Raw genomic sequence first — 26,936 nt, 5'->3', positions numbered from 1 at the left:
GACCCGGCTCAGCTTCCGAGAGCCCGGCTTCCACACCGCTGAGCGGGTTCAGGCCCCCTCGGTCTTGGTGCGCAGACCGGTGAAAGCGGTGCGCACCACCGCGTCGGCGACCTCACCGGAGGTCGCGGCCCCACCGCGGCCCGGCCGGTACCACTCGACAATCGAGTTGATCATGCCGAAGAGCAGCCGGGTGGCCAGCCGCGCGTCCACGTCCGCCCGCAGGTCACCGTCGGCCGCGGCCTGCTTGAGCAGTTCGGCGACCTGGTGGTCGAATTCCCGGCGGCGTTCCATGGCCCAGCGCTCGGTGTCGGTGTTGCCCCGGACGCGGAGCAGCAGCGTGACGTAGGGCAGCTCCGTCATCAGCACCTCGGTGGTGCGCCGGACGACGTGCTCCAGCCGCTCCACGGCCCGGCCCTCGCGCGCGGCCGGCTCCTGCAGGATGCCGAACAGACCGTCCAGCGCCCGGCTTATGGCCAGCCGCAGCAGCTCTTCCTTGCCCTTGACGTGGTGGTAGATCGACGACTTGGAGATCCCCGCGGCACGGGAGAGGTGCTCCATGGAGGTGCCGTCGTAGCCGCGCTCGTTGAACACCTCGACGGCAACCGCGAGCAGCGATTCGGGCGTATAGGTGTCGCGCTTGGCCATGGTCATGATTAGAGCAGCTCTTCCTGGAGGGCGGCACGCCGGATCAGCGCCTGGGAAGGCGCGTAGCGGCCGGTGGGGTAGGAGTCATGGAGGCGGCGCAGGGTGTCGCGCACCCAGCGGGCGCCGAGTTCCTCGCCCCACTCCAGCGGTCCGCGCGGGTAGTTGACCCCGGACCGCATGGCGGTGTCGACGTCCTGGGGGCTCGCCACCTCCCGCGCGACGGCGTCCAGGGCGAAGTCGACGAGCATCGCGACGGTGCGGGCCACGATCATCCCTGGGACGTCCCGGACCACGCTGACCTGCTTGCCGAGCGCCTGGAACAGCCCGATGGCGGTCCGTACGGACTCCGGGGAGGCGGCCCCGGACGGCGCGAGGGCGATCCGCGAGGCGCTGCGGTAGTCCAGAGCGAGGTCGAAGTGGATACGGGCGGCGCGGTCGGCGGTGGCCGGCGAGCCGTCGGTCAGCGACAGCGGGGTGCCGTCGGGGAGGACCAGATGTCCCGCCGCGGACCGGGGCTCACGGACGACGGTGATCCCGGCTTCCTCGATGAGCCCGACGAGCGCGGCCGCGGGCCCCAGGTCCCCGTGCAGGACCACCTTGTCGGGGGCTTCGCAGGGTTCCGCGGTGTGCGGGGCGGGACGCGGGGCGTCTTCCGCGTGGTCGAACCAGCCGTGGCCGGACTTGCGCCCGTGCCTCCCGGCGTCGACGAGCTGCCGCTGGGCGAGGGAGGGGGTGAATTTCGGATCGTGGAAGAAGGATTCCCAGACGGAGCGGGTGACGGCCTCGTTGACGTCCTGGCCGATCAGGTCGGTCAGCTCGAAGGGGCCCATCCGGAAGCCGCCGGACTCGCGCAGCACGGCGTCGATGGTGGCGGGGTCGGCGGCGCGCTCCTCGTGGACGCGGAAGGCTTCGGCGTAGAAGGGGCGGGCGAGCCGGTTGACGATGAAGCCGGGGGTGTCGGCGCAGCGTACGGGCGTCTTGCCCCAGGCGGCGACGGTCGCGTACGCACGGTCGGCGGCGGCCTGGTCCGTGGCGGCGCCGCGGACGACCTCGACCAGCGGCAGCAGCGGGGCGGGGTTGAAGAAGTGCAGCCCGATGAAGCGGTCCGGCAGCCGCAGGGCGCCCGCGACGGCCGTGACGGAGAGCGAGGAGGTGTTGGTCGCCAGCAGACAGTGGTCGGGGACGACCGACTCCAGCGCGGTGAACAGCTCCTGCTTGGCGCCCAGTTCCTCGAGGATCGCCTCGATGGCGAGCTCCGCGCCGGCCAGCTCCTCGATGGCGGCGACCGGCGCGAGGCGGCCGAGGGCCGCGTCACGGTCGGCCGCGGTGAGACGGCCCTTGTCCACCAGCCGGCCGAGCCGGGCGGCGATGGCCCCGACGGCGTGGTCCGCCCGGCCGGGCGCGGCGTCGTAGAGCCGTACGGGATGTCCGGCGACCAGTGCCACCTGGGCGATCCCCTGGCCCATGGTGCCGGTGCCGATGACGGCGACGGTGCTGGTGTGCGCCGGTCCCCGGTCGATCGCAGTCATGCCGCTGATCCTCTCGGACGAAGTTATCCACAGGTTCGCCAGGCCCTCTTGTCCCGACCGATCGTTCGGTTAATCTAACTCTGTCGACCATCCCAGCCCAGCTCAATCCCAGCCCGCCGAGGAGTTGGTCAGTCGTGACCACCGGACTCACCACCGCGCAGTTGACCGAGATGCACCGCCCCACCCTCGACCAGGCACTGGAGGCGATCCGTACCCGCGCGTACTGGTCCCCGCACCCCGAGCACCCCAAGGCCTACGGACCGGAGGGCAAGACGGGCCGCCCGAGCCTGGGCATCCCTGAGGGCCTCGCCGCGTTCGAGGCGCTGCGCGGCACCCGCTTCGACCTGGACCAGCCGGGCACCGACGGCTGGACGGGCTCCGAGGTCTCGCCGTACGGCGCGGAGATGGGCATGGAGTATCCGCACCCGGATATCGATGTCCTCCTCCCCGCGATGAAGGCGGGGATGCCCGCCTGGCGGGACGCAGGACCCGAGACGCGCGCCCTGGTCTGCCTGGAGATCCTGGCCCGGATCAGCGCCCGCTCCCATGAGTTCGCCCAGGCCGTGATGCACACCAGTGGCCAGGCGTACATGATGGCGTTCCAGGCGGGCGGCCCCCACGCCCAGGACCGCGGGCTGGAGGCGGTGGCCTATGCCTTCGCCGAGCAGACCCGCACCCCGCAGTCGGCCGAGTGGTCCAAGCCCCAGGGCAAGCGGGACCCGCTGCGGCTGGACAAGACGTTCACCGCCGTTCCGCGCGGTATCGCGCTGCTGATCGGCTGCAACACCTTCCCCACCTGGAATGGCTACCCGGGGCTCTTCGCCTCGCTGGCCACCGGAAACCCGGTGCTGGTCAAGCCGCATCCGCAGGCCGTGCTGCCGCTGGCGCTGACCGTCCAGGCCGCGCGCGAGGTGCTGCGCGAGGCGGGCTTCGACCCCAATCTGGTGACGCTGGCCGCCGAGCGGCCGGACGAGGGCATCGCCAAGGTCCTCGCGGTGCGCCCCGAGATCCGCGTGATCGACTACACGGGCTCCACCGCCTTCGGCGACTGGCTGGAGACCCATGCCCGCCAGGCCCAGGTCTTCACCGAGAAGGCCGGGGTCAACACGGTCATCATCGACTCCACCGATGACTACCAGGGCATGCTGGCCAACCTGGCGTTCTCGCTGTCCCTCTACAGCGGCCAGATGTGCACCACCCCGCAGAACCTGCTGATCCCCCGGGACGGGATCACCACCGAGGCCGGGCCCAAGTCGTACGACGAGGTGGTGGCCGATCTCGGCGCCGCGGTCGAGGGGCTGCTCGGCGATGACGCTCGGGCGAGCGCGCTGCTGGGCGCGATCGTCGGCCCCCGGGTCCAGGAGCGGCTGGAGGCCGCGCCGGGGCTCGGCGGGGTCGCGCTGGCCTCACGCTCGGTGACCCACCCCGAGTTCCCGGACGCCACGGTCCGTACGCCGCTGATGGTGAAGGCGGACGGGGCGCGGAAGTTCTGGGAGGCGGCGGACGCGGACGCGCCGTATCTGGACGAGTGCTTCGGACCGGTCTCGTTCGCCGTCGCGGTGGACTCCGCGGCGGACGCGGTCGCCCTGCTGCGGCGCACCACCCGGGACAAGGGCGCGATGACCGTCGGCGCGTACACCACCTCGCCCGAGGTGGAGCGGCTGGTCGAGGAGGCGTGTCTGGAGGAGTGCGCGCAGCTCTCGCTCAACCTGACCGGCGGGGTCTATGTGAACCAGACCGCGGCCTTCTCCGACTTCCACGGTTCCGGCGGCAATCCGTCGGCCAACGCCGCCCTGTGCGACGGCGCCTTCGTGGCGAGCCGCTTCCGGATGATCGAGGTGCGGCGCCAGGCGTAGCGCCCACCGGGTCCGCGCGGCGGCGGCTCAGCCGGCCGCCGCGTGGACCCGCACCCAGCTGTGCATCGCGATGGCCGCCGCCGCGCCCGCGTTGATCGAGCGGGTGGAGCCGAACTGCGCGATCGAGCACACCATGGCCGCGTGACGGCGGGCCTCCTCCGTCAGCCCCGGCCCCTCCTGGCCGAAGAGCAGCACACAGCGGCGCGGCAGTTCGGTGGTCTCCAGCGGCACCGCGCCCGGGAGGTTGTCGATCCCGATCACCGGCAGCCCCTCGGCAGCGGCCCAGGCGGTGAGCTCGGCGGTGTCCGGATGGTGCCGGACATGCTGATAGCGGTCGGTGACCATGGCCCCGCGCCGGTTCCAGCGCCGCCGCCCCACGATGTGGATCTCCTTCGCCAGGAACGCGTTGGCCGTGCGCACCACGCTCCCGATGTTGAAGTCGTGGCTCCAGTTCTCGATGGCCACATGGAAGTCATGGCGGCGGGTGTCGAGGTCGGCGACGATCGCCTCACGGGTCCAGTAGCGGTAGGGGTCGGCGACATTGCGGCGGTCACCGTGTTCGAGCAGCTCCGGGTCGTAGCGGTCGCTGGTCGGCCAGGGGCGGGGATGCGGGCCGACGCCGACCTCGGGCGTGAAGCCCTCGTCGTACTGGACCGGTTCCTGGGCGCTGCTGCCGCCGGGGTGCATGTCGCTGCTCACCCGATGAGCGTACGGGCCCGGGGCTCCTCGTCGCGCTCCGGAGCCCGTGGCCCGCGCAGCCGCCGTACCCGCGCCACCACCCGGCTCCGGACCCCGGTCGCACGGGCACCGGTCCACAGCAGGAAGGCCGTGGGCAGGAACACCGCGTCGGCGGCGAGCGCGGCGAGCGAGAAGAAGGGCAGCCCCAGCATGATCGCTATGCCGAGGTGCTCCAGCATCAGCAGGACGAGCATCACATTCTTGGCCCGCCGGTTGAGCAGGGTGAAGGGGAAGGCGACCTGCATGATCACCGTGCCGTAGGTCAGCACCATCACCAGCGTGCCGTTGGACGCCATGAGATCGGCGAGACCGGGCCAGGGCGCGAAGTAATCCAGGTGCAGCGGGTAGTACAGGGCGGTGCCGTCCTGCCAGCGCGAGCCCTGGATCTTGTACCAGCCGGCCGTGGCGTAGAGCAGACACACCTCACCCATGATCACCAGCAGGGTCCCGTTGTGCGCGAGGTTGGCGAGCACGTCCAGGACGGTGCGCGGCTCCCCCGGCGCGTAGCGCCCCACCAGCCACCAGCCGGCCTGCACGATCCACAGCCCCCACAGGACCGTGCCCCAGCCGATCCCGGGCAGCGGCCCGTCCGCCGTCAGTGCGAGCCGGGCGTCGGTGAACAGCTGCGCCCAGAGAAGCACCAGGCCCAGCACGGCCCAGAGCACGATGCCCGTCGTATCGCGGGAGGGTTCCTTGCGCCGCGCGGCCCGGCGGGCATCCAGCGACCACACCTGTCCGCACCGGGTCAGTGCCAGATAGGTCGCCATCAGATGGATGAGGTTGTCGCCGCCGTCGCCGATGAAGACGCTGCGGTTCTGGAGCGACAGCACACCGAGCATGAAGAGCACGGACATGGTGCGGGTGCGCCAGCCGAGCAGCAGGAGCACGCTCGACACGATGCCCAGGGTGTAGACGATCTCGAACCAGAGGGTGCTGTCGGTCCATATCAGCGCGCTGAAGGCGCGGTTGGTGTCCAGCAGCCGGTTGGCCATGTCCCAGCTCATCGGGGAGTCGGGCCCGTACAGCTCGCGGCGGTGGGGCCATTCCCGCAACAGGAAGAGCAGCCAGGTGAAGGAGAAGCCGATCCGGACGATCGCGGTCTGGTACGGGCCGAGCGCCGAACCGCTGACGCGGGCGTGACCGCGCGCCACGGCGGAGTGCAGCCGGTCGCCGAGCCGTGCGCGCCCGCCGGGCCCGGTGGACGGCCGCTCGGAGGCGGGCGGGGGCGCGGCGCCGGACTCCGGCTCCGGCTCGGATGCGTTCGAGGGGGTCGCGGGCGCGGTCACCGGCTCTTCGCCTCCGGAAGGTCGTCGCCGGTCACCGGCCACCACGGCAGGAGGCGGTAGACCGTCTTGGTGCCGATCTTCTCGTCGCTCCACGGCGGCGCGGGCAAGGCCGTGGTCGCGGACCGCACCTGGATCCGCTCCACGGTGCCACCGCCTTCCTCGCGGCCGAAGCGGAGCATCACGATCCGGCGGATGTACTGCTCGAAGAGCGGACCGCGTTCCCCGACCGACCGGTCCTGCTCATCGTGCGAGGAGACGTAGAACTCCCATGCCCGCCGCAGCTCGTTCTGCTGGGTGTGGCTGGGCAGCAGATTGTGCCGGATGGCCGCGCCGTCCTCCGCTGAGAGGTTTCTCCACCCGGTGGTCGCGGTCCCGCCGTCGGCCGTGCGGATCTCCGCACGGGCCTGGACGGCGATGTTCTGCTGGAGCGGATTGGGGGCGAACAGCTTCCAGTTCCGCTCGAACTCCGGATAGACGTAGTCGTCGATGGCCTCGCCGTGCTGCTTGGTGAGCGTGTTGGACGGTGCGACGTTCAGGAACGCCATCCCGAGGTGGATGGCGGCCGCCACGGCCGCGATCGCGGTGGCCACCGCGATGATCAGCTGGGCGGGCAGGGAGAGCGACGCGAGCCGCCGCGCCGTCTCGTCATCCGTCTCCGGCTCCGCCATACCCGCCCGCTCCGATGGTGTCCGGGGCTCCCGCCCGCATGGCCGGCCGCGCCATCCGCGGTCCCTCACGCCCCCGGAACGGTACCCATGTGGAACCGTCGGCACAGCGCCCTCGACGTTATCCACAGGCTTGACACCCTACGTTCCCCCGGCACACCATTGAACCGAACGATCGGTCGGTCGGCTGGCCGGTCGCGGGGACGGATGGCGAAGGGGCTTCGCATGACGACGATGGCGGCGGACGCCGGGGCGTACGAGGCGGTGTTCGACGCCGCTCTGGCCGCTGACGAGCGCATCGAGCCGCGTGACTGGATGCCCGATGACTACCGGGCGTCACTGGTCCGGCAGATGGCACAGCACGCCCATTCCGAGATCATCGGCATGCAGCCGGAGGCGAACTGGATCACCCGCGCCCCCTCGCTGCGGCGCAAGGCGATCCTGATGGCCAAGGTGCAGGACGAGGCGGGCCACGGCCTGTATCTCTACAGCGCGGCGGAGACCCTGGGCACCAGCCGGGACGAGCTGCTCGACAAGCTGCACAGCGGTCGGCAGAAGTACTCGTCGATCTTCAACTACCCCACGCTGACCTGGGCCGACATGGGCGCGATCGGCTGGCTGGTGGACGGCGCCGCGATCACCAACCAGGTCCCGCTGTGCCGCTGCTCCTACGGCCCCTACGCCCGGGCGATGGTCAGGATCTGCAAGGAGGAGTCCTTCCACCAGCGCCAGGGGTATGAGCTGCTGCTCGCCCTCAGCCAGGGCACCGAGGCCCAGCACGCCATGGCGCAGGACGCGGTGGACCGCTGGTGGTGGCCGTCGCTGATGATGTTCGGCCCGCCGGACGACGCCTCGGCGCACTCCGCCCAGTCGATGGCCTGGAAGATCAAGCGGCACTCCAATGACGAGCTGCGTCAGCGCTTCGTCGACATCTGCGTCCCGCAGGCCGAGTCCCTCGGTCTGACCCTCCCCGACCCCGATCTCCGGTGGAACGAGGAGCGGGGCCACCACGACTTCGGAGCCATCGACTGGAGCGAGTTCCACGAGGTGCTGCGGGGCAACGGCCCGTGCAACACCCAGCGGATCTCCCAGCGGCGCCGGGCCCATGAGGAAGGCGCCTGGGTGCGCGAGGCAGCCGCCGCGTACGCGGCCAAGCACGGGGAGGAACAGGCATGAGTGGTGACCGGAGCGGTGCATGGCCGCTGTGGGAGGTGTTCGTCCGCAGCAGGCGCGGGCTCTCCCACACCCACGCCGGAAGTCTGCACGCGCCGGACGCCGAGATGGCCCTGCGCAACGCCCGCGATCTGTACACCCGCCGCTCGGAAGGGGTGTCGATCTGGGTGGTGCCCTCCACCGCGGTCACCGCGTCGTCGCCGGACGAGAAGGACCCGTTCTTCGAGCCGTCCGCCGACAAGCCCTATCGCCACCCCACCTTCTACGAGATCCCGGAAGGGGTGCAGCACCTGTGACCGCGGCCCTCGCCCTCGGCGATGACGCACTGGTGCTCTCCCACCGGCTGGGGGAGTGGGCGGGCCACGCCCCCGTGCTGGAGGAGGAGGTGGCGCTCGCCAATATCGCCCTCGATCTGCTCGGCCAGGCCCGGGTGCTGCTCTCGCTGGCCGGTGACGAGGACGAGCTCGCCTATCTGCGCGAGGAACGGGCGTTCCGCAATGTGCAGCTCGTCGAGCAGCCCAATGGGGACTTCGCCCACACCATCGCGCGTCAGCTCTGCTTCTCCACCTATCAGGAGCTGCTCTACGAGCGGCTGGCCCGGGGCGGCGGCCCCTTCGCCCCGCTCGCGGCCAAGGCGGTCAAGGAGGTCGCCTACCACCGTGACCACGCCGAGCACTGGACGCTGCGGCTCGGCGACGGCACCGCGGACAGCCATGAGCGGATGCGGACGGCGCTGGAGGCCCTGTGGCGGTTCACCGGTGAGCTCTTCGAGCCGGTGGAGGGGTGCGAGGTGGAGTGGGACACCCTGCACGCCGACTGGCTGGACCGTCTCACCTCGGTCCTGAAGCGCGCCACCCTGGAGGTTCCCGAGGGACCGCGGCGGGGTGCGTGGGCGGCGGGCGCCGGGCGGCAGGGCGTCCACACCGAATCGTTCGGCCGGATGCTGGCGGAGATGCAGCATCTGCACCGCAGCCACCCGGGGGCGACATGGTGACCCCGGCGGCCCCTGCCTCCGGCACCACCGCGCTCGAGGAGGAGCTGTGGCGGCTGGCGGGATCCGTGCCGGATCCCGAGCTGCCGATGATCTCCCTGGCCGAGCTGGGAGTGGTCCGGGGGCTGCGGGTGCTGGGTCCGGGCCGGGTCGAGGTCGAGCTGACCCCCACCTACACCGGCTGCCCGGCGCTGGAGTCGATGAGCGCCGATATCGAGCGGGTGCTGCATGACCGCGGCATCCCCGAGGTGGCCGTCGTTACGGTCCTCTCCCCGCCCTGGTCCACGGACGCCATCAGCGCCGAGGGCCGGCGGAAGCTGGCCGAGGCCGGGATAGCGCCGCCCTCGTCCAGCCGTGCCGAGTCGGGCGGCCCGGTCGCCGTCGAGCTGGGGGTGCGCTGTCCGCACTGCGGCTCCACCGAGACCAAGCTGCTCAGCCGCTTCTCCTCCACCGCGTGCAAGGCGCTGCGCCGCTGTGAGGCGTGCCGTGAACCCTTCGATCACTTCAAGGAGTTGTGATGGCCGCGGAAGCGGTGGTGGAGGCCACCACACACCATGGCGCGTTCCACCCGCTGCGGGTGGCGGCGGTCGAGCGGCTCACCGAGGACTCGGTGGCCGTCACCCTGCGGGTGCCGCCCGCGCTGCGGGAGACCTTCCGCTTCGTCCCCGGACAGCACATCGCGGTGCGGCGGTTCGTCGACGGCGCCGAGATACGGCGGACGTACTCGATCTGCACCCCGGCCGGCGGCGGCGCGGGACCGGAGCTGCTGCGGGTGGGCGTCCGGCTGGTGGAGGGGGGCGAGTTCTCCACCTACGCCCTCAAGGAGTTGGCCGTCGGTGAGGTCATGGAGGTCATGGCGCCCGCGGGCCGGTTCGTGCTCGCGCCCCGGCCGGGGCATTTCGCGGCGGTCGTCGGCGGCAGCGGGATCACCCCGGTGCTCTCCATCGCCGCCACCCTGCTGGAGCGGCAGCCCGAGGCCCGGTTCTGTCTGATCCGCAGCGACCGCACCGCCGCGTCCACGATGTTCCTGGAGGAGGTCGCCGACCTCAAGGACCGCTGGCCGGACCGGTTCCAGCTGGTGTGCGCCCTCTCCCGGGAGGAGCAGCAGAGCGGGCTGGTCTCCGGGCGGCTGGACGAGGAGCGGCTCACCGCGCTGCTGCCCTCGCTGCTGCCGGTGGACTCGGTGGACGGCTGGTTCCTCTGCGGTCCTTACGGGCTGGTGAGCGCCGCCGAGCGGGCGCTGCGCGGTCTCGGGGTGGCCCGTGGCCGGGTCCATCAGGAGATCTTCCACGTCGACACCGCCGATGAGACCGGCTCCGGCGCCCCGCGCCCGGCCGGCACCGCGTCGCGGAGTTCGGTGACGGCCACCCTGGACGGCCGCTCCGGCACCTGGCCGGTGCAGGACGGGGAGGCGCTGCTGGAGACCGTGCTGCGCAACCGCGCCGACGCCCCCTACGCCTGCAAGGGCGGGGTGTGCGGCACCTGTCGGGCGTTCCTGGTCTCCGGCGAGGTGCGGATGGACCGGAACTTCGCGCTGGAGCCGGACGAGGTGGAGGCGGGCTATGTGCTGGCCTGTCAGTCCCATCCGGTCGGTGAGCGGGTGGAGTTGGACTTCGACCGCTGAAGCACGGTGGTGACCGTTCCCTTCTTGTAGAACCTGTTCTATCTTGACCGGCCGTCGGACAGAGCCGCGGCGCGGGAGGACGAACAGTGGACTTCACCTTCACCGAGGAGCAGCAGGCGGCCGTCGAGGCGGCGAAAGCCGTCTTCACTTCCGTCGAACCGGACGGCGTGCCCAGCCCCGCACTGATCCGCGGGGCCGTGGCGGAGGACTTCGACCGTGGGCTGTGGAAGCGGCTCGCCGAGGGCGATCTCCTCGGCCTGACGCTCGACCCGCACCACGGCGGTTCGGGTCTTGACCTCATCGCCCTGTGCCTGGTGCTGCGGGAATCGGCCCGGGTGCTGGCCCGGGTACCGCTGCTGGAGTCCGCCGCGGCGGCCCTGGCGGTGCAGAGGTACGGCGGAGCGGAGCTCGGCGCGGAGGTCCTGCCCCAGGTGGTGCGCGGGGAGCTGGTGCTCACCGTCGCGCCGAACGGGCGGACCGGCCATGACCCGGCCGAACTCGCCGTGCGGGCCCATCAGGACGGCGACGGCTGGGTGCTGGACGGCGTCCAGACCGGTGTCCCCTGGGCATATGGGGCGGACCGGGTGCTGACCCCCGCCCACACCGGCGCGGGCCGCACGGTCCTCGCCCTGGTCCCCCGGCACCGGGACGGCGTCGCCCTGGACGAGCAGGTGTCCACCAGCGGTGAGCGGCAGGCCGAGATCCGTCTCGACGGGGTACGGCTGTCCGCCGCCGAGGTGCTGACCGCGGACGGTGCCTGGGAGTGGCTGCGGGAGATCCTCACCACCGGCACCTGTGCCCTCGCACTGGGCCTTGGCACCGCGGTGCTGGAGCTGACCAGTACCTATGTCAGCGGACGTGAGCAGTTCGGCCATCCGCTGGCCACGTTCCAGGCGGTCGCCGTCCAGTCCGCCGACCGCTACATCGATCTGCGGGCCATGGAAGCCACGCTCTGGCAGGCCGCCTGGCGGCTGGGCACGGAGGAGGAGCGGTCGACCGCCGGGGGCGCCCTTCCGGTCGCCGGGGACGTGGCCGTCGCCAAGATATGGGCGGCCGAGGGCGTACGGCGTGTGGTGCAGACCGCACAGCATCTGCACGGCGGCTTCGGCGCGGTCACCGACTATCCGCTGCACCGCTATCACGCCTGGGCCAAGCAGCTCGAGCTGTCACTCGGCCCGGCGGCCGCGCACGAGGAAGCCCTCGGCACGCTGCTGGCCACCCACACCGTCGCCTGACACCAGGTACGAGGGCGCCCCGCCCGGCCCCCGCGGGCCGGGCCCGGCGCCCGGCGGGACCCCGCCGCACCGGACACCCGGGAACGGACGGCTCACCGCGCGCCGCCTCCGGGAGAGCGCGGAAGCGCGAACGCCCAGGTCCTGTCCTGCCGGTCTTCGCGTATCCGGCTGCGGTGTCTGGTGCAGGGGGCACCTCCCAGCGGTAGCCGGGGGCGGATCGCAAGGCGGAGGGTCGTCCTTGTCCTCGGGTAGCGGGCGTACTCGGATGATCCCGACAACACGGCGAGGCACGGTGCCAGGCGTCGCGGGCCCGCGAAGACCGGCAGGACAGGGCCTAGAGCACGAACGCGCCGTCAGGGGTGCCGTCCTGGCCGGAGACCATGGGACGGCCCACCGCGTGCCAGGCGAGCATGCCGCCGTCCACGTTCACCGCGTCCAGACCCTGCGCCACCAGATACTGCGTCACCTGCGCGGAACGGCCGCCGACCCGGCACATCACATGCACCCGCCGCCCGTCTCCCACCGACTCGGTCAGCTCACCGAAGCGGGCGACCAGCTGGCCCATGGGAATGTGCAGCGCACCGTCGACGTGCCCGGCCGCCCATTCGTCGTCCTCCCGGACGTCCAGCAGAAAGCCGTCGGCGGGTACGGCCGCGGCCTCCACCTGGGGAAGCTGGGCAAAATGCATCACTCACACCTCTCACACAACGTCGCGGCCTCGTCAGCCGCCGCACAACCTACTACCGGGCCAGCTCCGCCAGCCGGGCCTCCTTCTCGGAGACCTGGGCCAGAAGCTGCTCGGCGATCTCGTCCAGCAGTCCGTCCGGATCCTCCGGCGCCATCTTGATCATCGCGCCGATCGCGCTGGACTCCAGCTCGGCGGCGACGGCCGCCAGCATCTCCTTGCGCTCGGCCAGCCACTCCAGCCGGGCGTACAGCTCCTCGCTGCGGCCGGCCCGGCGCTCCGGCGGCGGAGGTCCGGCCTCCCACTCCTCGGCCAGCGCACGCAGCGTCTCCACGTCCCCGGCCGCGTAGGCGGCGTTGACCCGCACGATGAACGCCCCGCGGCGCTCCCGCTCGGCCTCCTCCTCGGCCAGGTCCGGATGGGCCTTACGGGCCAGGTCCCGGTAGATCCGCCGGGCTTCCTCGCTCGGCCGCACCCGCGGCGGCGGCTGCACCGGCTTCTCGGTCAGCATCGCGGCCGCCTCCGGCGAGAGGCCGTCGGAGTCGATCCAGCCATGGAACAGCTCCTCCACGCCCGGCATCGGCTGCACCAGCCCCCGCGCCTCCCGCGCCCTGCGCTGGTCCTCGGGGTCACCGGTGCGCTGTGCGACCGCCTCCGCGATCAGCGCGTCCAGTTCGTCGAGGCGCGAGTACATCGGCCCGAGGCGCTGGTGATGCAGCCGGGAGAAGTTCTCCACCTCCACCCGGAAGGTCTCCACCGCGATCTCGAACTCGATCAGCGCCTGTTCGGCCGCCCGCACCGCCCGTTCAAGGCGCTCGGTGGCCTGCGCCTCCTCGGCCGACCGGGCCTCCTCGGGCCGGTCCTGCGATTCCGCCTGGGGCTCGGCCTCGGACACCGATTGCTGTGCCTGCTGCTGCGCTTCCGGGTTCGTCACCCGCTCAGCCTACGTCCGGCCCCCGGTCCCGCCCGAACCTCACACCCCCAGCTCGGCCGCCACCCGCCCGGAGCGCACCGCCTCGACCAGCGCCGCATGGTCGGCCTCGGTGCGGTCGGCGTACGCCACCGCGAAGGCCGCCACCGCCTCGTCCAGCTCCTCCCCCTTGCCGCAGTAACCGGCCAGCAGCCTCGGATCAGCGCTGTGGGCGTGCGCCCTCGCCAGCAGCGCCCCGGTCATCCGCCCGTAGTCGTCCACCTGGTCGGCGGCGAGCGCCGCCGGGTCCACGCTCCCCTTGCGGTTCCGGAACTGCCGCACCTGGTACGGCCGCCCCCGGACCGTGGTCCAGCCCAGCAGGATGTCGCTCACCACCTGCATCCGCTTCTGGCCGAGGACCACCCGCCGCCCCTCGTGCCCGGCCTCGGGCACCGCGAACCCGGCCGCCCTCACATACGGCAGCAGCACCGACGGACGGGCCTCCTTCACCTGCAGCACCAGCGGCTCGCCCCGGTGGTCGAGCAGCAGCACCACATAGGAGCGCGTGCCCACACTGCCCGTGCCGACGACGCGGAACGCCACATCGTGCACCTCGTACCGGGCGAGCAGCGGCAGCCGGTCCTCGGACAGCGTCGCCAGGTAGTCGCCGAGCGCCGATGCCACCGCCGCGGCCTCGTCGTCCGGCACCCGCCGCAGCACCGGGGGCGCGTCCACGAAGCGACGGGCCCCGGGCCTGCCGGACGGGTCCTCCTCCTCGGGCACGGCCTCCGTGGCCCGTGCGGCGAACCGCGCGCTGGTGTTCCGCCGGGCTTTCTCGGCCACCCGCTCCAGCGTCCCCGCCAGGTCCCTGGCATCGGTGTGGGAGACCAGCTCCTCATCGGCGATCGCGTGCCACGCGTCGGCCGCAGGCAGCTTGGCCAGCAGCCGCACCGTACGGCGATAGGCCCCCACCGCGTCATACGCCGCGGCCCGGCAGACGTCCTCGTCGGCCCCGGCCTCGCGCCCCGCCAGCACCAGCGAGGCGGCGAGCCGCTTCACATCCCACTCCCACGGACCGTGCACGGTCTCGTCGAAGTCGTTGAGATCGATGATCAGGCCGCCACGGGCGTCCCCGTACAGCCCGAAGTTCGCGGCATGGGCGTCCCCGCACAGCTGCGCGCCTATGCCGGTCACCGGGGTGCCCGCCAGGTCGTGCGCCATCAACCCGGCCGAACCGCGCAGGAAGGAGAAGGGGGTGGCGGCCATCCGCCCCACCCGTATCGGGGTGAGCTCCGGCAGCCGTCCGGCGTTGGACCACTCGACAGCCGTCGCGGCGTCCGGCCGGTCGATGACGGGCGGCGCCTCGGCATGCGCCGACCGCGGCACCCGCTTCCGCAGCGCCTTGCCCTCGTGCTTGGGCGACGGCCCGTCCCCGCGCCAGGCGGCGAAGCCCGGCACCGCCGGAAGCCGGCGGACCGCTCCGCCCTCCCGAGCGGCGCCACGGGCCGCGCTCCGGCCGTCCTCAGTGCCGGTCGGACCCCCGCCGGGTCCGCCGCTTCCACCGCTTCCACTGGGCCCGAGGCCCTCTTCGCCCGTCATGGCGCCCCCGTTCCCCTCGCCCGCCACCGGCCACGCGACAGCGGCATCCGCACCGAGCCGGGCGCCCGACCGGCTCCGACGACGCCCGGACCACCTCGACTGCCCAGACCGTACCGCCAGTCGCCCCGACCCGTCAGAGCCTGTGGATAACCCTTTCGACCCCCGGGCCCCGCTCAGTCGCGCAGACGGTCAGCCGCTCAGTCGCAGTGAGCACTGTGCAGTGCTCACTGCGCACACAGAACACTGCACACAAAAGACAAGGAGTGCGCGCGGAAGACAAGCCACGGACAACATCCGCCCGCCCGCACCCCCGCACCGCGTCAGCGGCGGAACTGCTCCGGGCAGCCACCGCCCTCGGGCAGATGGTCCTCCGCCCAGCGCGACAGCTCCTTCAGCGCGGGCTCCAGCGCCCGCCCCGCTTCCGTCAGCCGGTACGACACCCGCAGCGGCGGTCCCGCGTCGACTTCCCGCACCACCAGCCCCGCCCCGGACAGCTCGGTGAGCCGGTCCGACAGCATCCGCTCGCTGATCCCGGGGATCGCCCTGCGCAGATCGGCGAAGTAGGCCGGCCGATCGGTCAGGACAGCGACGATCAGCCCCGTCCATCGCTTGCCGAACAGCTCGAAGACACGGGTCATCGAGGAATCGACCTGCTTGCACTGCTGCTCGTCGCGCTGTTCGCACCCACCGCCGTCCGCCATGGAATACAGACTACTGGCCTCTCGTTTGGGACTGCAGAAAAGTAAGCTACTGTGCTATCAGTAGTTACGTAGAAATGAGCGGCCCCGCCGCCCCGTCACACGGAGGCACCCCCATGCCCACGCTTCTGCACATCGACTCGTCCGTCTGGCCCGGCGACGCCTCCTCCTCCCGCGCCGTCACCGCCACCTTCCGCAAAGAGTGGGAGGCGCAGCATCCGAACGGCACGGTCATCTACCGCGATCTGGCCACCGAGCCGCTGCCCCACCTCGACGGGGCCGCCGCCCACGCCGGATTCGTACCCGCGGACGACCGCACCCCCGAGCAGCACGACGCCTTCGCACTGCGCGAGACCCTGGCCGGTGAGCTGGAGCGGGCCGACGCGGTCCTGATCGGCGCCCCCATGTACAACTTCACGATCCCCTCCACGCTCAAGGCGTGGCTGGACCACGTGATCATCATGGGACGCACCGCGGGTGCGGAGCAGACCACCACCTCCGGCACCCCGGCGGTCGTCGTCGCCAGCCGTGGCGGCGGCTACGGGCCGGGCACCCCGCGCGAGAGCTTCGAGTTCGTCACGACCTACCTGGACAAGGCGCTGAACGGTGCGCTCGGCCTCGACGTCGAGTTCGTTGTGCCGGAGCTCACGTTGGCCCGTACCAATCCGGCGATGGCCGACCTGATCGACCTGGCGGACGCCTCCAAGGCGAAGGCCCACGAGGACGCGGCCACCAAGGCCAAGTCCCTCGCCTCCCGCTTCGCGGCCTGACCGGATCCGGCCCCGCCCGATCCGATCAAGCCCGATCCGGACCGCCGAAGCCGCCGGAGGCCACCGGTACACGAGGCCGGAACGCGGCACCGGAACGACCAAGGGCCTCCCGTCCGGGGAGGCCCTTGGTCCTGTCCTGCCGTCCTGCTGTCCCGCTCGCCCTGTCGTCCTGCCACAACGCGAAACGGGCCTCCCCGAGCGACTTTCGTCACTCCGGAGAGGCCCGTTCCGACTGGTGCGCGAGGGGGGAGTTGAACCCCCACGCCCTTTCGGGCACTGGAACCTGAATCCAGCGCGTCTGCCTATTCCGCCACCCGCGCATGGGTGCTGCCGTACGATGCTCCTCCGCTCCCCGGTGGCCCTTTCGGACTTCCTCGGTTCGGGCGGCGCGCCTTCCGACATCCAGAACACTAGCACGCTGCACAGGGTGGAATCACACCCGTTTCCCATGGTCCCGCACCCGCCCGCTCTGAGAGCGTCGCGGTTGCGGGACACTGTCGTGAGGGCACCTCTACGATCCTGTGAGAGGTGACACTGCTCCACAGGGCCAGGAAGGGGAACCACCCGATTTCCCGACGCGTGGATACGATCAGTAAGCAGTACCAGGACGACACTGAGCACGACTGAGGAAGGAGGTGCCCCGTGGGAGTAATGAAGCGCTTCGAGCAGCGACTCGAGGGACTCGTGAACGGCACCTTCGCCAAGGTGTTCAAGTCCGAGGTCCAGCCGGTGGAGATCGCGGGCGCGCTCCAGCGCGAATGCGACAACAACGCCACCATCTGGAACCGCGACCGGACCGTCGTCCCCAATGACTTCATCGTCGAGCTGAGCGCGCCCGACTACGACCGCCTCAGCCCGTACTCCGGACAGCTCGGCGACGAGCTGTCCGGCATGGTGCGCGACTACGCCAAGCAGCAGCGCTACACCTTCATGGGCGGGATCAAGGTCCATCTGCAGAAGGCGGAGGACCTCGACACCGGCCTGTACCGGGTGCGCAGCCGGACACTGGCCTCCAGCGAGTCCCAGAGCCCGCAGGCGGCCGCCGCTCCGGCCCGTGGCGGTGCCGGTGCCCCGCACCAGCGTCCCGGGGGCCAGGGCTACCCCGCCCAGCCCACGGGTGCGCCGCCCATGCCCGCCGCGCCTCCCGGCGCCCGTCCGGTGCCCCGCACCGGCGGCACCGGAGCCGGCGTCGGTACGCAGTCCCAGGGCCAGACGCGGCGCTGGATCGAGATCAACGGCACCCGTCACCAGATCTCCCGGCCCACCCTGGTGCTGGGCCGCAGCACCGACGCCGATGTGCGGATCGACGACCCCGGTGTCTCCCGACGACACTGCGAGATCCGGGTCGGTACCCCGCCGACCGTCCAGGACCTCGGGTCGACGAACGGCATCGTGGTGGACGGACAGCACACCACCCGCGCTACGCTCCGCGACGGCTCGCGGATCGTCGTGGGCAGTACCACCATCGTTTACCGGCAAGCCGAAGGGTGAAGCGGGGGCAATGTCAGAGCTGACCCTCACGGTCATGCGGTTGGGTTTCCTCGCCGTACTGTGGCTGTTCGTCATCGTGGCCGTTCAGGTCATCCGTAGCGACCTGTTCGGGACCCGCGTGACCCAGCGCGGTTCCGCGCGGCGCGGCGCTCCCGACCGGCCGCAGCAACCGCAGCAGCGGCAGCAGGCGGCACCGCCCCAGCAGCGCCAGCAGTCGGGAGGCCGCGGCCGCCGCGGTGCCCCGACCAAGCTGGTGGTCTCCGAGGGCACGCTGACCGGCACCACGGTCGCCCTCCAGGGGCAGACCATCACCCTCGGCCGTGCGCACGATTCAACAATCGTGCTGGACGACGACTACGCCTCCAGCAGGCATGCCAGGATCTACCCGGACCGTGACGGCCAGTGGATCGTCGAGGACCTCGGGTCCACCAACGGCACCTATCTCGACCGGACCCGACTCACCACACCGACACCGATTCCGCTCGGCGCGCCGATCCGCATCGGCAAGACCGTCATCGAGCTGCGGAAGTAGTAGGACCATGACGACCGGAGGGTGGGCAGCGTGGTTGGCAAGGGGCTGTACCCGGAGCCGACGGGCGAGGTGCGCATGAGTCTGTCACTGCGTTTCGCGGCCGGATCGCACAAAGGCATGATCCGGGAGGGCAACGAGGACTCCGGTTACGCCGGGCCCCGGCTGCTCGCCATCGCCGACGGCATGGGCGGCCAGGCCGCCGGTGAGGTCGCCAGCTCCGAGGTGATCTCCGCCCTGGTCCAGCTCGACGACGACATCCCGGGCTCGGACATCCTGACCTCCCTGGGCAGCGCCGTGCAGCGGGCCAACGACCAACTGCGCGAGATGGTCGAGGAGGACCCCCAGCTCGAGGGCATGGGCACCACGCTCACCTCCCTGCTGTGGACCGGCCAGCGGCTCGGCCTGGTCCACGTCGGCGACTCGCGCGCCTATCTGTTGCGCGACGGGGCGCTGACCCAGATCACCCAGGACCACACCTGGGTGCAGCGCCTGGTGGACGAGGGCCGGATCACCGAGGAGGAGGCGGGCACCCACCCGCAGCGCTCCCTGCTGATGCGCGCCCTGGGCAGCGGCGACCACGTCGAGCCCGATCTGTCCATCCGTGAGGTCCGGGCCGGGGACCGCTATCTGCTGTGCTCCGACGGTCTGTCCGGAGTGGTCAGTCACCAGACGCTCGAGGACACCCTCGCCAGCTACCAGGGTCCGCACGAGACCGTGCAGGAGCTGATCCAGCTCGCCCTGCGCGGTGGCGGCCCCGACAACATCACCTGCATCGTCGCCGACGTCCTGGACGTGGACGGCGGCGACACCATGACCGGGCAGCTCAACGACACCCCGGTCATCGTGGGCGCGGTCGCCGAGAACCAGACTCCCCTGGGCGACGGCGGCGCCGCGTCCACCCCCGCCGGCCGCGCCGCGGAGCTCGGGCGGTCCAGCCGTTCCGTTCCCCAGCAGGGCGACCCCCAGGGCGGGTTCGGCCCGCCCGGGAGCGGACCGGACGTCGGTGCCGCGCCGGAAGGCAGCTACGGCGCCTACGCCGACGGCGACCTGACCAAGAAGAGCGGCCGCAAGACGTGGTTCAAGCGCTCGCTGTACATCGCGCTGGGCCTCGCCGTGATCGGCGGCGGGCTCTACGGCGGCTACCGCTGGACCCAGACCCAGTACTACGTGGGCGCCAACGGCGACCACGTCGCGATCTACCAGGGCATCAGCCAGGACCTCGCCTGGATCAAGCTCAACAAGGTCCATGAGGACCACCGCGAGATCGAACTCAAGTACCTCCCGACCGACCAGCGCGGCCGGGTGGAGGACACCATCGCGGTGAACGACCTCGGCCAGGCCCGGGACAAGACCAAGGACCTCGCCACCCTCGCCGGGGCCTGCCGCAAGGCGGACGCCCAGAAGAAGGCCGAGGACCGGCAGAAGGACCTCACCGGCGGCGAGGACCGGGACCGCGACCGCAATGGCTCCGGGGACGACAAGGCCACACCCAGTGGCGACAGATCCCCCGCGGGCGGCGGAGCGGCACAGAACGACCGCAACGAGAACGAGGTGCAGACGCGGGCCGGAGAGGCCACCTCCAAGCCGTCGAAGTCTCCTACTCCGAAGCCCGGCCCCAGCCTGTCGGAGGAGGAGAAGGAGTTGGTCCCGCAATGCAGCAGCACCCAGCAGTGAAGCCGTAAGGGGCCGTCCACGTATGAGCAGCACCTCCAACACCACCACGATCAGCACGGTGGGTCCGCCGAGCCGGCGTAACACCGAGCTCGCCATGCTGGTCTTCGCGGTGATCATTCCGGTCTTCGCCTACGCCAACGCGGGTCTGGCGCTCAGCGACGAGATGCCCTCGGGCATGCTCAGCTACGGCATCGGGCTCGGTCTGCTGGCCGGGGTCGGCCACCTCGTGGTGCGGAAGTTCGCGCCGTACGCCGACCCGCTGCTGCTGCCGATCGCCACCCTGCTCAACGGACTGGGGCTGGTGCTCATCTGGCGCCTGGACCAGTCCAAGCGGCTGGCCGCACGGGCCGAGAGCATCGGCCAGGTCTACGCGGCCGCGGCCCCCAAGCAGCTGATGTACTCGGCGATGGGCGTCGCCCTCTTCGTGGGCGTGCTGATCCTGCTCAAGGACCACCGGATCCTCCAGCGCTACACCTACATCTCCATGGCGGCGGCGCTGGTGCTGCTGGTCATGCCGGTGTTCTTCCCGGCCAAGTTCGGCGCCCGCATCTGGGTCACCGTGGGCAGCTTCTCCATCCAGCCCGCCGAGTTCGCCAAGATCGTCATCGCGGTCTTCTTCGCGGGCTATCTGATGGTGAAACGGGACGCGCTGGCGCTGGCCAGCCGCCGCTTCATGGGGCTGTACCTGCCGCGCGGCCGTGACCTCGGTCCGATCCTCGTCGTCTGGGGCATGAGCATCCTCATCCTCGTCTTCGAGACCGACCTCGGTACCTCGCTGCTGTTCTTCGGCATGTTCGTCGTCATGCTGTACGTGGCCACCGAGCGCACCAGCTGGATCGTCTTCGGTCTGCTGATGTCCGCGGTCGGAGCCGTCAGCGTGGCCACCTTCGAGCCGCACGTCCAGCAGCGTGTGGACGCCTGGCTCGACCCGTTCGCGGCCTTCAAGAACGGCACCAGTGACCAGATCGCCCAGGCCCTGATGTCCTTCGGCTCCGGCGGTGTCTTCGGCACCGGTCTCGGCCAGGGCAACTCGGACCTGATCGGCTTCGCCGCCAACTCGGACTTCATCCTCGCCACCGTCGGCGAGGAGCTGGGCCTGGCGGGCACCATGGCGTTCCTGCTGCTGTACGGCCTGATCGTGGAGCGGGGCGTACGGACCGCCCTCGCCGCCCGCGACCCGTTCGGCAAGCTGCTCGCGATCGGTCTGTCCGCGGCCTTCGCCATCCAGATCTTCGTGGTGGCGGGCGGTGTCATGGGGCTCATCCCGCTGACCGGTATGACCATGCCGTTCCTCGCGTACGGCGGTTCCTCGGTCCTCGCCAACTGGGCCCTGGTCGCGATCCTCATCAAGATCAGCGACACCGCGCGCCGTCCCGCCCCGACTCCCGCTCCGTCCACAGACGCCGAGATGACTCAGGTGGTCCGCCCGTGAACAAGCCCCTGCGCCGTATCGCGATCTTCTGTGGACTGCTGGTCCTGGCCCTGCTGATCCGGGACAACTGGATCCAGTACGTCCAGGCCGACGAGCTCAAGGAGAACAAACACAACCGCCGGGTGCTGATCGCCCGTTACAGCCAGCCGCGCGGCAACATCATCGTGGACGGCCGGCCCATCACCGGGTCGGTCGAGACCGACGGCACCGACTTCAAGTACAAGCGCACATACAAGAACGGCAAGATGTGGGCGCCGGTCACCGGCTACGCCTCCCAGGTCTTCGACGCCAACCAGATCGAGAAGCTCGAGGACGAGATCCTCACCGGCGACGACGACCGCCTGTTCTTCAACCGGACGATCGACATGATCACCGGCAAGGAGCAGCGGGGCGGCGACGTGATCACCACCCTGAACGGCAAGGCCCAGAAGGCCGCGTACGAGGGGCTGGGCAACAAGAAGGGCGCCGTCGCCGCGCTCGACCCCCGCACCGGCAAGATCCTCGCCCTGGCCAGCACCCCGAGCTACGACCCGTCGACCGTCGCGGGCGGCTCCAAGAAGGACGAGAAGGCCTGGAACGATCTCCAGCCGAAGAACAACACCGACGACCCGATGCTCAACCGGGCGCTGCGGCAGACCTACCCGCCCGGCTCCACCTTCAAGGTCGTCACCGCGGCCGCGGCGCTGGAGAACGGGAAGTACTCAAACATCGACGCGCCGACCGACTCCCCGCTGCCGTGGCGGCTGCCGCTGTCCACCAGGAACCTGGACAACGAGGGCAACATCCCCTGCGAGAACGCCACGCTCCGGAAGGCCCTGCAGTACTCCTGCAACACGGTCTTCGGCAAGCTGGGTGACGACCTCCGCAAGGAGAAGATGCTGGAGCAGGCGGAGAAGTTCGGCTTCGGCGAGGAGGTCCTGACGCCGGTCCGCACCAACGCCAGCGTCTACCCCGAGGACATGGACCGGCCGTCCAACGCGCTGTCCGCCATCGGCCAGTACGACACCCGTGCCACCCCGCTGCAGATGGCCATGGTCGCCTCCGCGATCGCCAATGACGGCAAGCTGATGAAGCCGTACATGGTCGACTCACTGCGCGCGCCCAACCTGAGCACCATCGAGCGGACCGACCCGGAGGAGATGAGCCAGGCGGTCTCCCCGGAGAACGCCGGCAAGCTCCAGGACATGATGAAGACCGTCGTGGACAAGGGCACCGGTACCGCGGCCCAGATCCCCGGGGTCGAGGTCGGCGGCAAGACCGGTACCGCCCAGCACGGTGTCGCGAACAGCAAGAACCCCTACGCGTGGTTCATCTCCTACGCCAAGACCGATGACGGCTCCCCGGTCGCGGTCGCGGTCGTGATCGAGGGTTCCGACACCGTCCGTGACGACATCGCGGGTGGCAGGCTGGCCGCTCCGATCGCCAAGGACGTGATGAAGGCGGTACTGGCCAGCGAGAAGTGACGCCGGTCACGCCCTGATACCAATCCCGCACGTCGCCGTACCGGTCCGGTATCAAGTAGCGGCTGTGGCCGGGTCGCATCGGACGTGCCGGGTACGGTATGCGCGAGCAGCACTTGACCGGCCCCCACAGGTGCGGTCGGGAATGACGGAAGAGGGCTGGAGTAGCTATGGAAGAGCCGCGTCGCCTCGGCGGCCGGTACGAGCTGGGCTCAGTGCTCGGCCGCGGTGGCATGGCGGAGGTCTACCTCGCCCATGACACCCGCCTCGGCCGCACTGTCGCTGTGAAGACACTCCGGGTGGACCTCGCCCGCGATCCGTCCTTCCAGGCCCGGTTCCGCCGAGAGGCCCAGTCGGCCGCCTCGCTCAACCATCCCGCGATCGTCGCGGTCTACGACACCGGCGAGGACTACGTCGACGGTGTCTCGATCCCGTACATCGTGATGGAGTACGTCGACGGCTCCACCCTGCGTGAGCTGCTGCACTCGGGCAGAAAGCTGCTCCCCGAGCGCTCCATGGAGATGACCACCGGCATCCTCCAGGCCCTGGAGTACTCGCACCGGAACAACATCGTCCACCGCGACATCAAGCCCGCGAACGTCATGCTGACGCGCACCGGCCAGGTCAAGGTGATGGACTTCGGTATCGCCCGCGCCATGGGCGACGCCGGGATGACCATGACGCAGACGGCCGCCGTGATCGGCACCGCCCAGTACCTCTCCCCCGAGCAGGCCAAGGGCGAGACCGTCGACGCCCGCAGTGACCTCTACTCCACCGGCTGTCTGCTCTACGAGCTGCTGACCGTGCGGCCGCCCTTCGTGGGCGACTCCCCGGTGGCCGTGGCCTACCAGCACGTACGGGAAGAGCCGCAGCCGCCGAGCGCCTACGACCCCGAGATCACCCCGGAGATGGACGCCATCGTCCTGCGGGCGCTGGTCAAGGACCCGGACTACCGCTACCAGTCGGCCGACGAGATGCGCGCCGACATCGAGGCCGCGCTGGACGGCCAGCCGGTCGCCGCCACCGCGGCGCTCGGCGCAGTCGGCTACGGCGCCGACGACCAGCCCACGACGATGCTGCGCCCGCAGGACCCCGGGGCGCAGACCTCCATGCTTCCGCCGATGCGCGACGACGACGGCGGTATGGGCTACGACGACCGGCCCGACCGGGGCCGCGGCCGTGGCGGAGCGCCGGAGAAGAAGAGCAACCTCTCCACGATCCTGCTGGTGCTGGCCGGAATACTGGTCCTGGTCGGGGCGATCTTCATCGGGAAGTCGCTGTTCGGCGGCGGTCAGAACGACGACATGGTCGACGTGCCCAGCCTGCGGAACAAGACGTTCGCGGCCGCCCAGAAACAGGCGACCAACGGCGACTTCAAGGTCGAGAAGGTCGGCTCGAAGTTCTGTGACACGCCCAAGAACACGGTCTGTGAGCAGGACCCGGAGAACGGCCAGATCAAGCGGTTCGACACGATCCGGCTGACCATGTCCAAGGGCGCCAAGCCCGCGGCCAAGGTCGAGGTCCCCAGCGTCGTCAACACCCAGGTCGCGTCCGCGACCCAGCAGCTCGACGCCAAGGGTTTCACCGTCGAGCAGGAGCAGAAGGAGTCCCCGCAGCCGGCCGGGACCGTGCTCGACCAGAACCCCAAGGGCGGTACGAAGGCCGCCAAGGGCAGCACGGTCACGCTGACCGTGGCCGCGGCCGAGTCCAAGATCGTCGTCCCGGACGTGACCACCAAGAAGGTCGAGGACGCCAAGACCGCGCTCGGGAAGAAGGGCCTCAAGGTCCAGGTCACCGAGGAGGAGAACGGTGACGTCGAGGCCGGCACGGTGATCAAGCAGAATCCGGGCGGTGGCCAAGAGGTCGTCCCCAATTCGGTCATCACCCTGACCGTGGCCAAGGCCCCCGCACAGCCGGAGAACGTCCAGGTGCCCAACCTGGGCGGCCAGACCCTGAAGGACGCCAAGAAGGCGCTGAAGGACCTCGGGCTGAACGTGGGCACCATCGCCGGTCCCCAGGACGACAACGCCACCGTGGTGGCCAGTCAGCCGGGCGCGGGCAGCACGGTGCCCAAGGGCCAGTCCATCAGCCTCGTCACCACCGGCGGCCAGGGCAACAACGGCGGCGGTATCGGAGGCGGTGACGGCGGGGACGACACGATCTTCGGGGGCCCGAGCGGCGTCGCACCCACCGAGTAGACGGCGTCACCGGGGCACCGAGGAGCCCAGCGACGACGAAGCCCCCGGCGCCCTCCCAGAGGGCACCGGGGGCTTCCCCGTGGTCCTGGCCTCGCGTCTGCCGGGCCTCTGCCGGGTGCGGGGCTAGCGCAGTTCCTTGGGGGGCGTGCGGCGCACGTCCACCTTCTCGGTGCGCTCCAGTTCGCCCCACACGATGTAGCGATGGCGCGAGGTGTAGACCGGCGTACAGGTCGAGAGCGTGATGTAGCGGCCCGGCTTCTTGGTCCCCGACTCCTTGGGGACCGCGTCCAGCACGTCCACGTTGAACTTCGAGGTCTCGGGGAGCGTCGCGAAGACCCGGTAGACGTACCAGCGGTCGCGGGTCTCGAAGACGACCGCGTCGCCCTCGTGGACCTTGTTGATGTTGTGGAACTTGGCGCCGTGGCCGTCGCGGTGGGCGGCGAGAGAGAAATTGCCCTTTTTGTTCCAGGGCATGGCCGAGGGCACCGGGTCCGTGTAGTAGCCCGCGACACCGTCGTTCAGGGTCTTGGTACTGGTGCCCTTCTTGACCAGCACCTCCCCGTTGTCCATGGACGGCACGTGCAGGAAGCCGATGCCGTCCTTGGTGTCGAGGTTCCCCGGACCCTGCGCCCAGTGCCGCCGCACCCGGTCGCCCTGCTTCTTCGCCTCGCGGTCGGCGAGCACATTGGTCCACCACAGCGAGTAGACGACGAAGAGGGCCAGGATCAGCCCCGCGGTGATCAGCAGCTCGCCCAGGACGCCGATGGCCGCGGCTATCCGGGCGCGGGTGGTACGGGGCGCGGCGGGTGCGGGCGGATCGGCGGTCTCGCCCCGCAACTGGTCGTGGTCGGTCCGTGCCACCGCGTCGTACCCCTTTTCTTGCTGTTCCCGCTCGGACGCGCTCACTCGACCAGCGCGTCCGGCTTCCCATCGCTGCGCGGGCGCTCGTCGACCATCTTGCCCCACACGATCATCCGGTAGGTGCTGGTGAACTCCGGGGTGCAGGTGGTCAGCGTGATGTAGCGGCCCGGCTTGGTGAAGCCCGAACCGGCCGGCACCGGCCCGATGACGCCCGTGTTGGACGGGGCGGTCTGCGGGAGGATGGCGTCCATCTCGTAGGTGTAGTACCGGCGTTGGGTCTCGATGATGATCTCGTCCCCGCGCTTCAGATGGTTGATGTAGCGGAACGGCTCACCGTGGGTGTTGCGGTGCCCGGCGAGCGCGAAGTTCCCCTTCTTGTCCCAGGGCATCGCGGTCTTCAGCCCGCCCTTGGCGTAGTGACCGACCATGCCGCGGTCGAGGACCTTGTGCTTGTCGATCCCCTCGGCGATCGGGGCCTTCACGTCCAGCTTGGGGATGTAGATGATCGCGAACCCCTCGCCGGGGGAGAAGGTCCCCGGGTCACGGTCGCCGCCGTTCTCGTCCCACTTCGCGCGGAGGCTGTTGGCGGCGCCGTTGGCCTGCTGGTGCGCCCGGATGTTGGTCCACCACAGCTGGTAGGTGACGAAGAGCAGCATCACCACGCCGAGCGTGATGAACAGCTCACCGGCGACCCGGCTCATCACGACCCCGGGGCTGTCCTTGCGGGCCCGCGCGGCACGCTTGGCCTCCATACGGGTTCGGGGCGCGGCGCCGGGGGCCGGGCCGGCGTCCGTCCGCGGGCCGCCCGAGCCGCCACGGGCGGCCGCCCGCCGGCCGCCGCGCCGGGCGGCCTCCTGGGCGGCCCTGCGGCGGGCGGCGCGGCC

At 70.8% G+C, this 26,936-nt stretch carries 25 protein-coding genes and 1 tRNA gene; 14 read left to right on the top strand and 12 right to left on the bottom strand.

The window, feature by feature from the left end:
* Positions 1-48: 48 nt before the first annotated feature.
* Both NMK44_RS37260 and NMK44_RS37255 read right to left on the bottom strand, forming a co-directional pair.
* Positions 49-651 carry a TetR/AcrR family transcriptional regulator gene (locus tag NMK44_RS37260; protein ID WP_254751762.1) on the bottom strand — a complete coding sequence of 201 codons (603 nt, stop codon included), beginning with the start codon at positions 649-651 and terminating at the stop codon, positions 49-51.
* A gap of 2 nt (positions 652-653) precedes the next feature.
* Positions 654-2,174, bottom strand: coding sequence for a 3-hydroxyacyl-CoA dehydrogenase (locus tag NMK44_RS37255; RefSeq protein WP_254751760.1), 1,521 nt, complete (start codon positions 2,172-2,174; stop codon positions 654-656).
* Positions 2,175-2,308: 134 nt separating this feature from the next.
* Here NMK44_RS37255 and paaN point away from each other — a divergent pair, with 134 nt between their 5' ends.
* Positions 2,309-4,030, top strand: coding sequence for a phenylacetic acid degradation protein PaaN (gene paaN / locus NMK44_RS37250; protein ID WP_254751758.1), 1,722 nt, complete (start codon positions 2,309-2,311; stop codon positions 4,028-4,030).
* 27 nt (positions 4,031-4,057) lie between these two features.
* Here the strand turns inward: paaN and NMK44_RS37245 are convergent, their stop codons facing one another.
* From NMK44_RS37245 to NMK44_RS37235, 3 genes are read right to left on the bottom strand one after another with little or no spacing between them, the layout of a single operon-like run.
* Complete coding sequence (locus NMK44_RS37245) at positions 4,058-4,717, bottom strand: TrmH family RNA methyltransferase (protein ID WP_254751853.1); 660 nt, start codon at positions 4,715-4,717, stop codon at positions 4,058-4,060.
* Positions 4,718-4,725: 8 nt separating this feature from the next.
* Positions 4,726-6,054, bottom strand: a complete 1,329-nt coding sequence (locus NMK44_RS37240) for an HTTM domain-containing protein (RefSeq protein ID WP_374215397.1) — start codon at positions 6,052-6,054, stop codon at positions 4,726-4,728.
* Positions 6,051-6,722, bottom strand: coding sequence for a DUF5819 family protein (locus tag NMK44_RS37235; RefSeq protein WP_254751756.1), 672 nt, complete (start codon positions 6,720-6,722; stop codon positions 6,051-6,053). The genes NMK44_RS37240 and NMK44_RS37235 overlap by 4 nt, the downstream gene beginning before the upstream one ends.
* Before the next feature lie 222 nt (positions 6,723-6,944).
* Between NMK44_RS37235 and paaA the strand changes: the two genes are divergently transcribed.
* The 6 genes from paaA to NMK44_RS37205 all read left to right on the top strand — a co-directional run bounded on the left by paaA (position 6,945) and on the right by NMK44_RS37205 (position 11,742).
* On the top strand, positions 6,945-7,895 hold the full coding sequence (paaA, locus tag NMK44_RS37230) for a 1,2-phenylacetyl-CoA epoxidase subunit PaaA (RefSeq protein ID WP_254751754.1): 951 nt from the start codon (positions 6,945-6,947) through the stop codon (positions 7,893-7,895).
* Positions 7,892-8,188 carry a 1,2-phenylacetyl-CoA epoxidase subunit PaaB gene (paaB, locus tag NMK44_RS37225; protein ID WP_254751752.1) on the top strand — a complete coding sequence of 99 codons (297 nt, stop codon included), beginning with the start codon at positions 7,892-7,894 and terminating at the stop codon, positions 8,186-8,188. Before paaA ends, paaB begins: the two co-directional genes overlap by 4 nt.
* A complete protein-coding gene (gene paaC / locus NMK44_RS37220; RefSeq protein ID WP_254751750.1) occupies positions 8,185-8,886 on the top strand; it encodes a 1,2-phenylacetyl-CoA epoxidase subunit PaaC in 702 nt (233 codons plus the stop codon). Before paaB ends, paaC begins: the two co-directional genes overlap by 4 nt.
* Positions 8,880-9,401, top strand: coding sequence for a 1,2-phenylacetyl-CoA epoxidase subunit PaaD (gene paaD, locus NMK44_RS37215; RefSeq protein WP_254751748.1), 522 nt, complete (start codon positions 8,880-8,882; stop codon positions 9,399-9,401). The genes paaC and paaD overlap by 7 nt, the downstream gene beginning before the upstream one ends.
* Complete coding sequence (locus NMK44_RS37210) at positions 9,401-10,507, top strand: 2Fe-2S iron-sulfur cluster-binding protein (protein ID WP_254751746.1); 1,107 nt, start codon at positions 9,401-9,403, stop codon at positions 10,505-10,507. The genes paaD and NMK44_RS37210 overlap by 1 nt, the downstream gene beginning before the upstream one ends.
* Positions 10,508-10,593: 86 nt before the next feature.
* The gene (locus NMK44_RS37205; protein WP_254751744.1) at positions 10,594-11,742 is read left to right on the top strand and encodes an acyl-CoA dehydrogenase family protein; all 1,149 of its coding nucleotides are present in this window, start codon (positions 10,594-10,596) and stop codon (positions 11,740-11,742) included.
* A 334-nt stretch (positions 11,743-12,076) separates the two neighbouring features.
* Here the strand turns inward: NMK44_RS37205 and NMK44_RS37200 are convergent, their stop codons facing one another.
* The 4 genes from NMK44_RS37200 to NMK44_RS37185 form a co-directional block, all read right to left on the bottom strand.
* Positions 12,077-12,430, bottom strand: coding sequence for a rhodanese-like domain-containing protein (locus NMK44_RS37200; RefSeq protein ID WP_254751742.1), 354 nt, complete (start codon positions 12,428-12,430; stop codon positions 12,077-12,079).
* A 52-nt stretch (positions 12,431-12,482) separates the two neighbouring features.
* Positions 12,483-13,361: a hypothetical protein gene (locus NMK44_RS37195; protein WP_254751740.1), complete on the bottom strand. Its 879-nt coding sequence runs from the start codon at positions 13,359-13,361 to the stop codon at positions 12,483-12,485.
* 39 nt (positions 13,362-13,400) lie between these two features.
* Positions 13,401-14,936 carry a DUF2252 domain-containing protein gene (locus NMK44_RS37190; RefSeq protein ID WP_254751738.1) on the bottom strand — a complete coding sequence of 512 codons (1,536 nt, stop codon included), beginning with the start codon at positions 14,934-14,936 and terminating at the stop codon, positions 13,401-13,403.
* 320 nt (positions 14,937-15,256) lie between these two features.
* Entirely contained in the window at positions 15,257-15,637 is a 381-nt protein-coding gene (locus NMK44_RS37185; protein ID WP_254751737.1) for a winged helix-turn-helix transcriptional regulator, read from the bottom strand.
* A 113-nt stretch (positions 15,638-15,750) separates the two neighbouring features.
* On the opposite strand from NMK44_RS37185, the gene NMK44_RS37180 reads away from it, so the two are divergent.
* Positions 15,751-16,404, top strand: a complete 654-nt coding sequence (locus NMK44_RS37180; RefSeq protein ID WP_254751735.1) for an FMN-dependent NADH-azoreductase — start codon at positions 15,751-15,753, stop codon at positions 16,402-16,404.
* Positions 16,405-16,637: 233 nt separating this feature from the next.
* Here NMK44_RS37180 and NMK44_RS37175 read toward each other — a convergent pair.
* Positions 16,638-16,724: transfer RNA gene (locus tag NMK44_RS37175), tRNA-Leu, on the bottom strand.
* 322 nt (positions 16,725-17,046) lie between these two features.
* On the opposite strand from NMK44_RS37175, the gene NMK44_RS37170 reads away from it, so the two are divergent.
* The 6 genes from NMK44_RS37170 to pknB all read left to right on the top strand — a co-directional run bounded on the left by NMK44_RS37170 (position 17,047) and on the right by pknB (position 25,191).
* Entirely contained in the window at positions 17,047-17,895 is an 849-nt protein-coding gene (locus tag NMK44_RS37170) for an FHA domain-containing protein (RefSeq protein ID WP_254751733.1), read from the top strand.
* 10 nt (positions 17,896-17,905) lie between these two features.
* Entirely contained in the window at positions 17,906-18,427 is a 522-nt protein-coding gene (locus NMK44_RS37165) for an FHA domain-containing protein FhaB/FipA (protein ID WP_254751731.1), read from the top strand.
* 75 nt (positions 18,428-18,502) lie between these two features.
* On the top strand, positions 18,503-20,101 hold the full coding sequence (locus tag NMK44_RS37160) for a Stp1/IreP family PP2C-type Ser/Thr phosphatase (RefSeq protein WP_254751849.1): 1,599 nt from the start codon (positions 18,503-18,505) through the stop codon (positions 20,099-20,101).
* Between the two features lie 22 nt (positions 20,102-20,123).
* Positions 20,124-21,533 carry an FtsW/RodA/SpoVE family cell cycle protein gene (locus NMK44_RS37155; protein ID WP_254751729.1) on the top strand — a complete coding sequence of 470 codons (1,410 nt, stop codon included), beginning with the start codon at positions 20,124-20,126 and terminating at the stop codon, positions 21,531-21,533.
* The gene (locus NMK44_RS37150; protein WP_254751728.1) at positions 21,530-22,996 is read left to right on the top strand and encodes a peptidoglycan D,D-transpeptidase FtsI family protein; all 1,467 of its coding nucleotides are present in this window, start codon (positions 21,530-21,532) and stop codon (positions 22,994-22,996) included. The genes NMK44_RS37155 and NMK44_RS37150 overlap by 4 nt, the downstream gene beginning before the upstream one ends.
* Positions 22,997-23,163: 167 nt before the next feature.
* Complete coding sequence (gene pknB, locus NMK44_RS37145; RefSeq protein WP_254751726.1) at positions 23,164-25,191, top strand: Stk1 family PASTA domain-containing Ser/Thr kinase; 2,028 nt, start codon at positions 23,164-23,166, stop codon at positions 25,189-25,191.
* Between the two features lie 123 nt (positions 25,192-25,314).
* On the opposite strand, the gene NMK44_RS37140 is transcribed toward pknB, so the two are convergent.
* Both NMK44_RS37140 and NMK44_RS37135 read right to left on the bottom strand, forming a co-directional pair.
* Positions 25,315-26,052 carry a class E sortase gene (locus NMK44_RS37140; RefSeq protein ID WP_254751847.1) on the bottom strand — a complete coding sequence of 246 codons (738 nt, stop codon included), beginning with the start codon at positions 26,050-26,052 and terminating at the stop codon, positions 25,315-25,317.
* A 41-nt stretch (positions 26,053-26,093) separates the two neighbouring features.
* Positions 26,094-26,936, bottom strand: an 843-nt coding sequence (locus NMK44_RS37135; protein ID WP_254751724.1) for a class E sortase, incomplete at its 5' end; no start/stop codon positions are given.

The organism is Streptomyces cucumeris (assembly GCF_024295805.1).
In the GTDB taxonomy this organism is placed as follows: domain Bacteria; phylum Actinomycetota; class Actinomycetes; order Streptomycetales; family Streptomycetaceae; genus Streptomyces; species Streptomyces cucumeris.
This window is presented reverse-complemented; position numbering and strand designations above follow the sequence as displayed.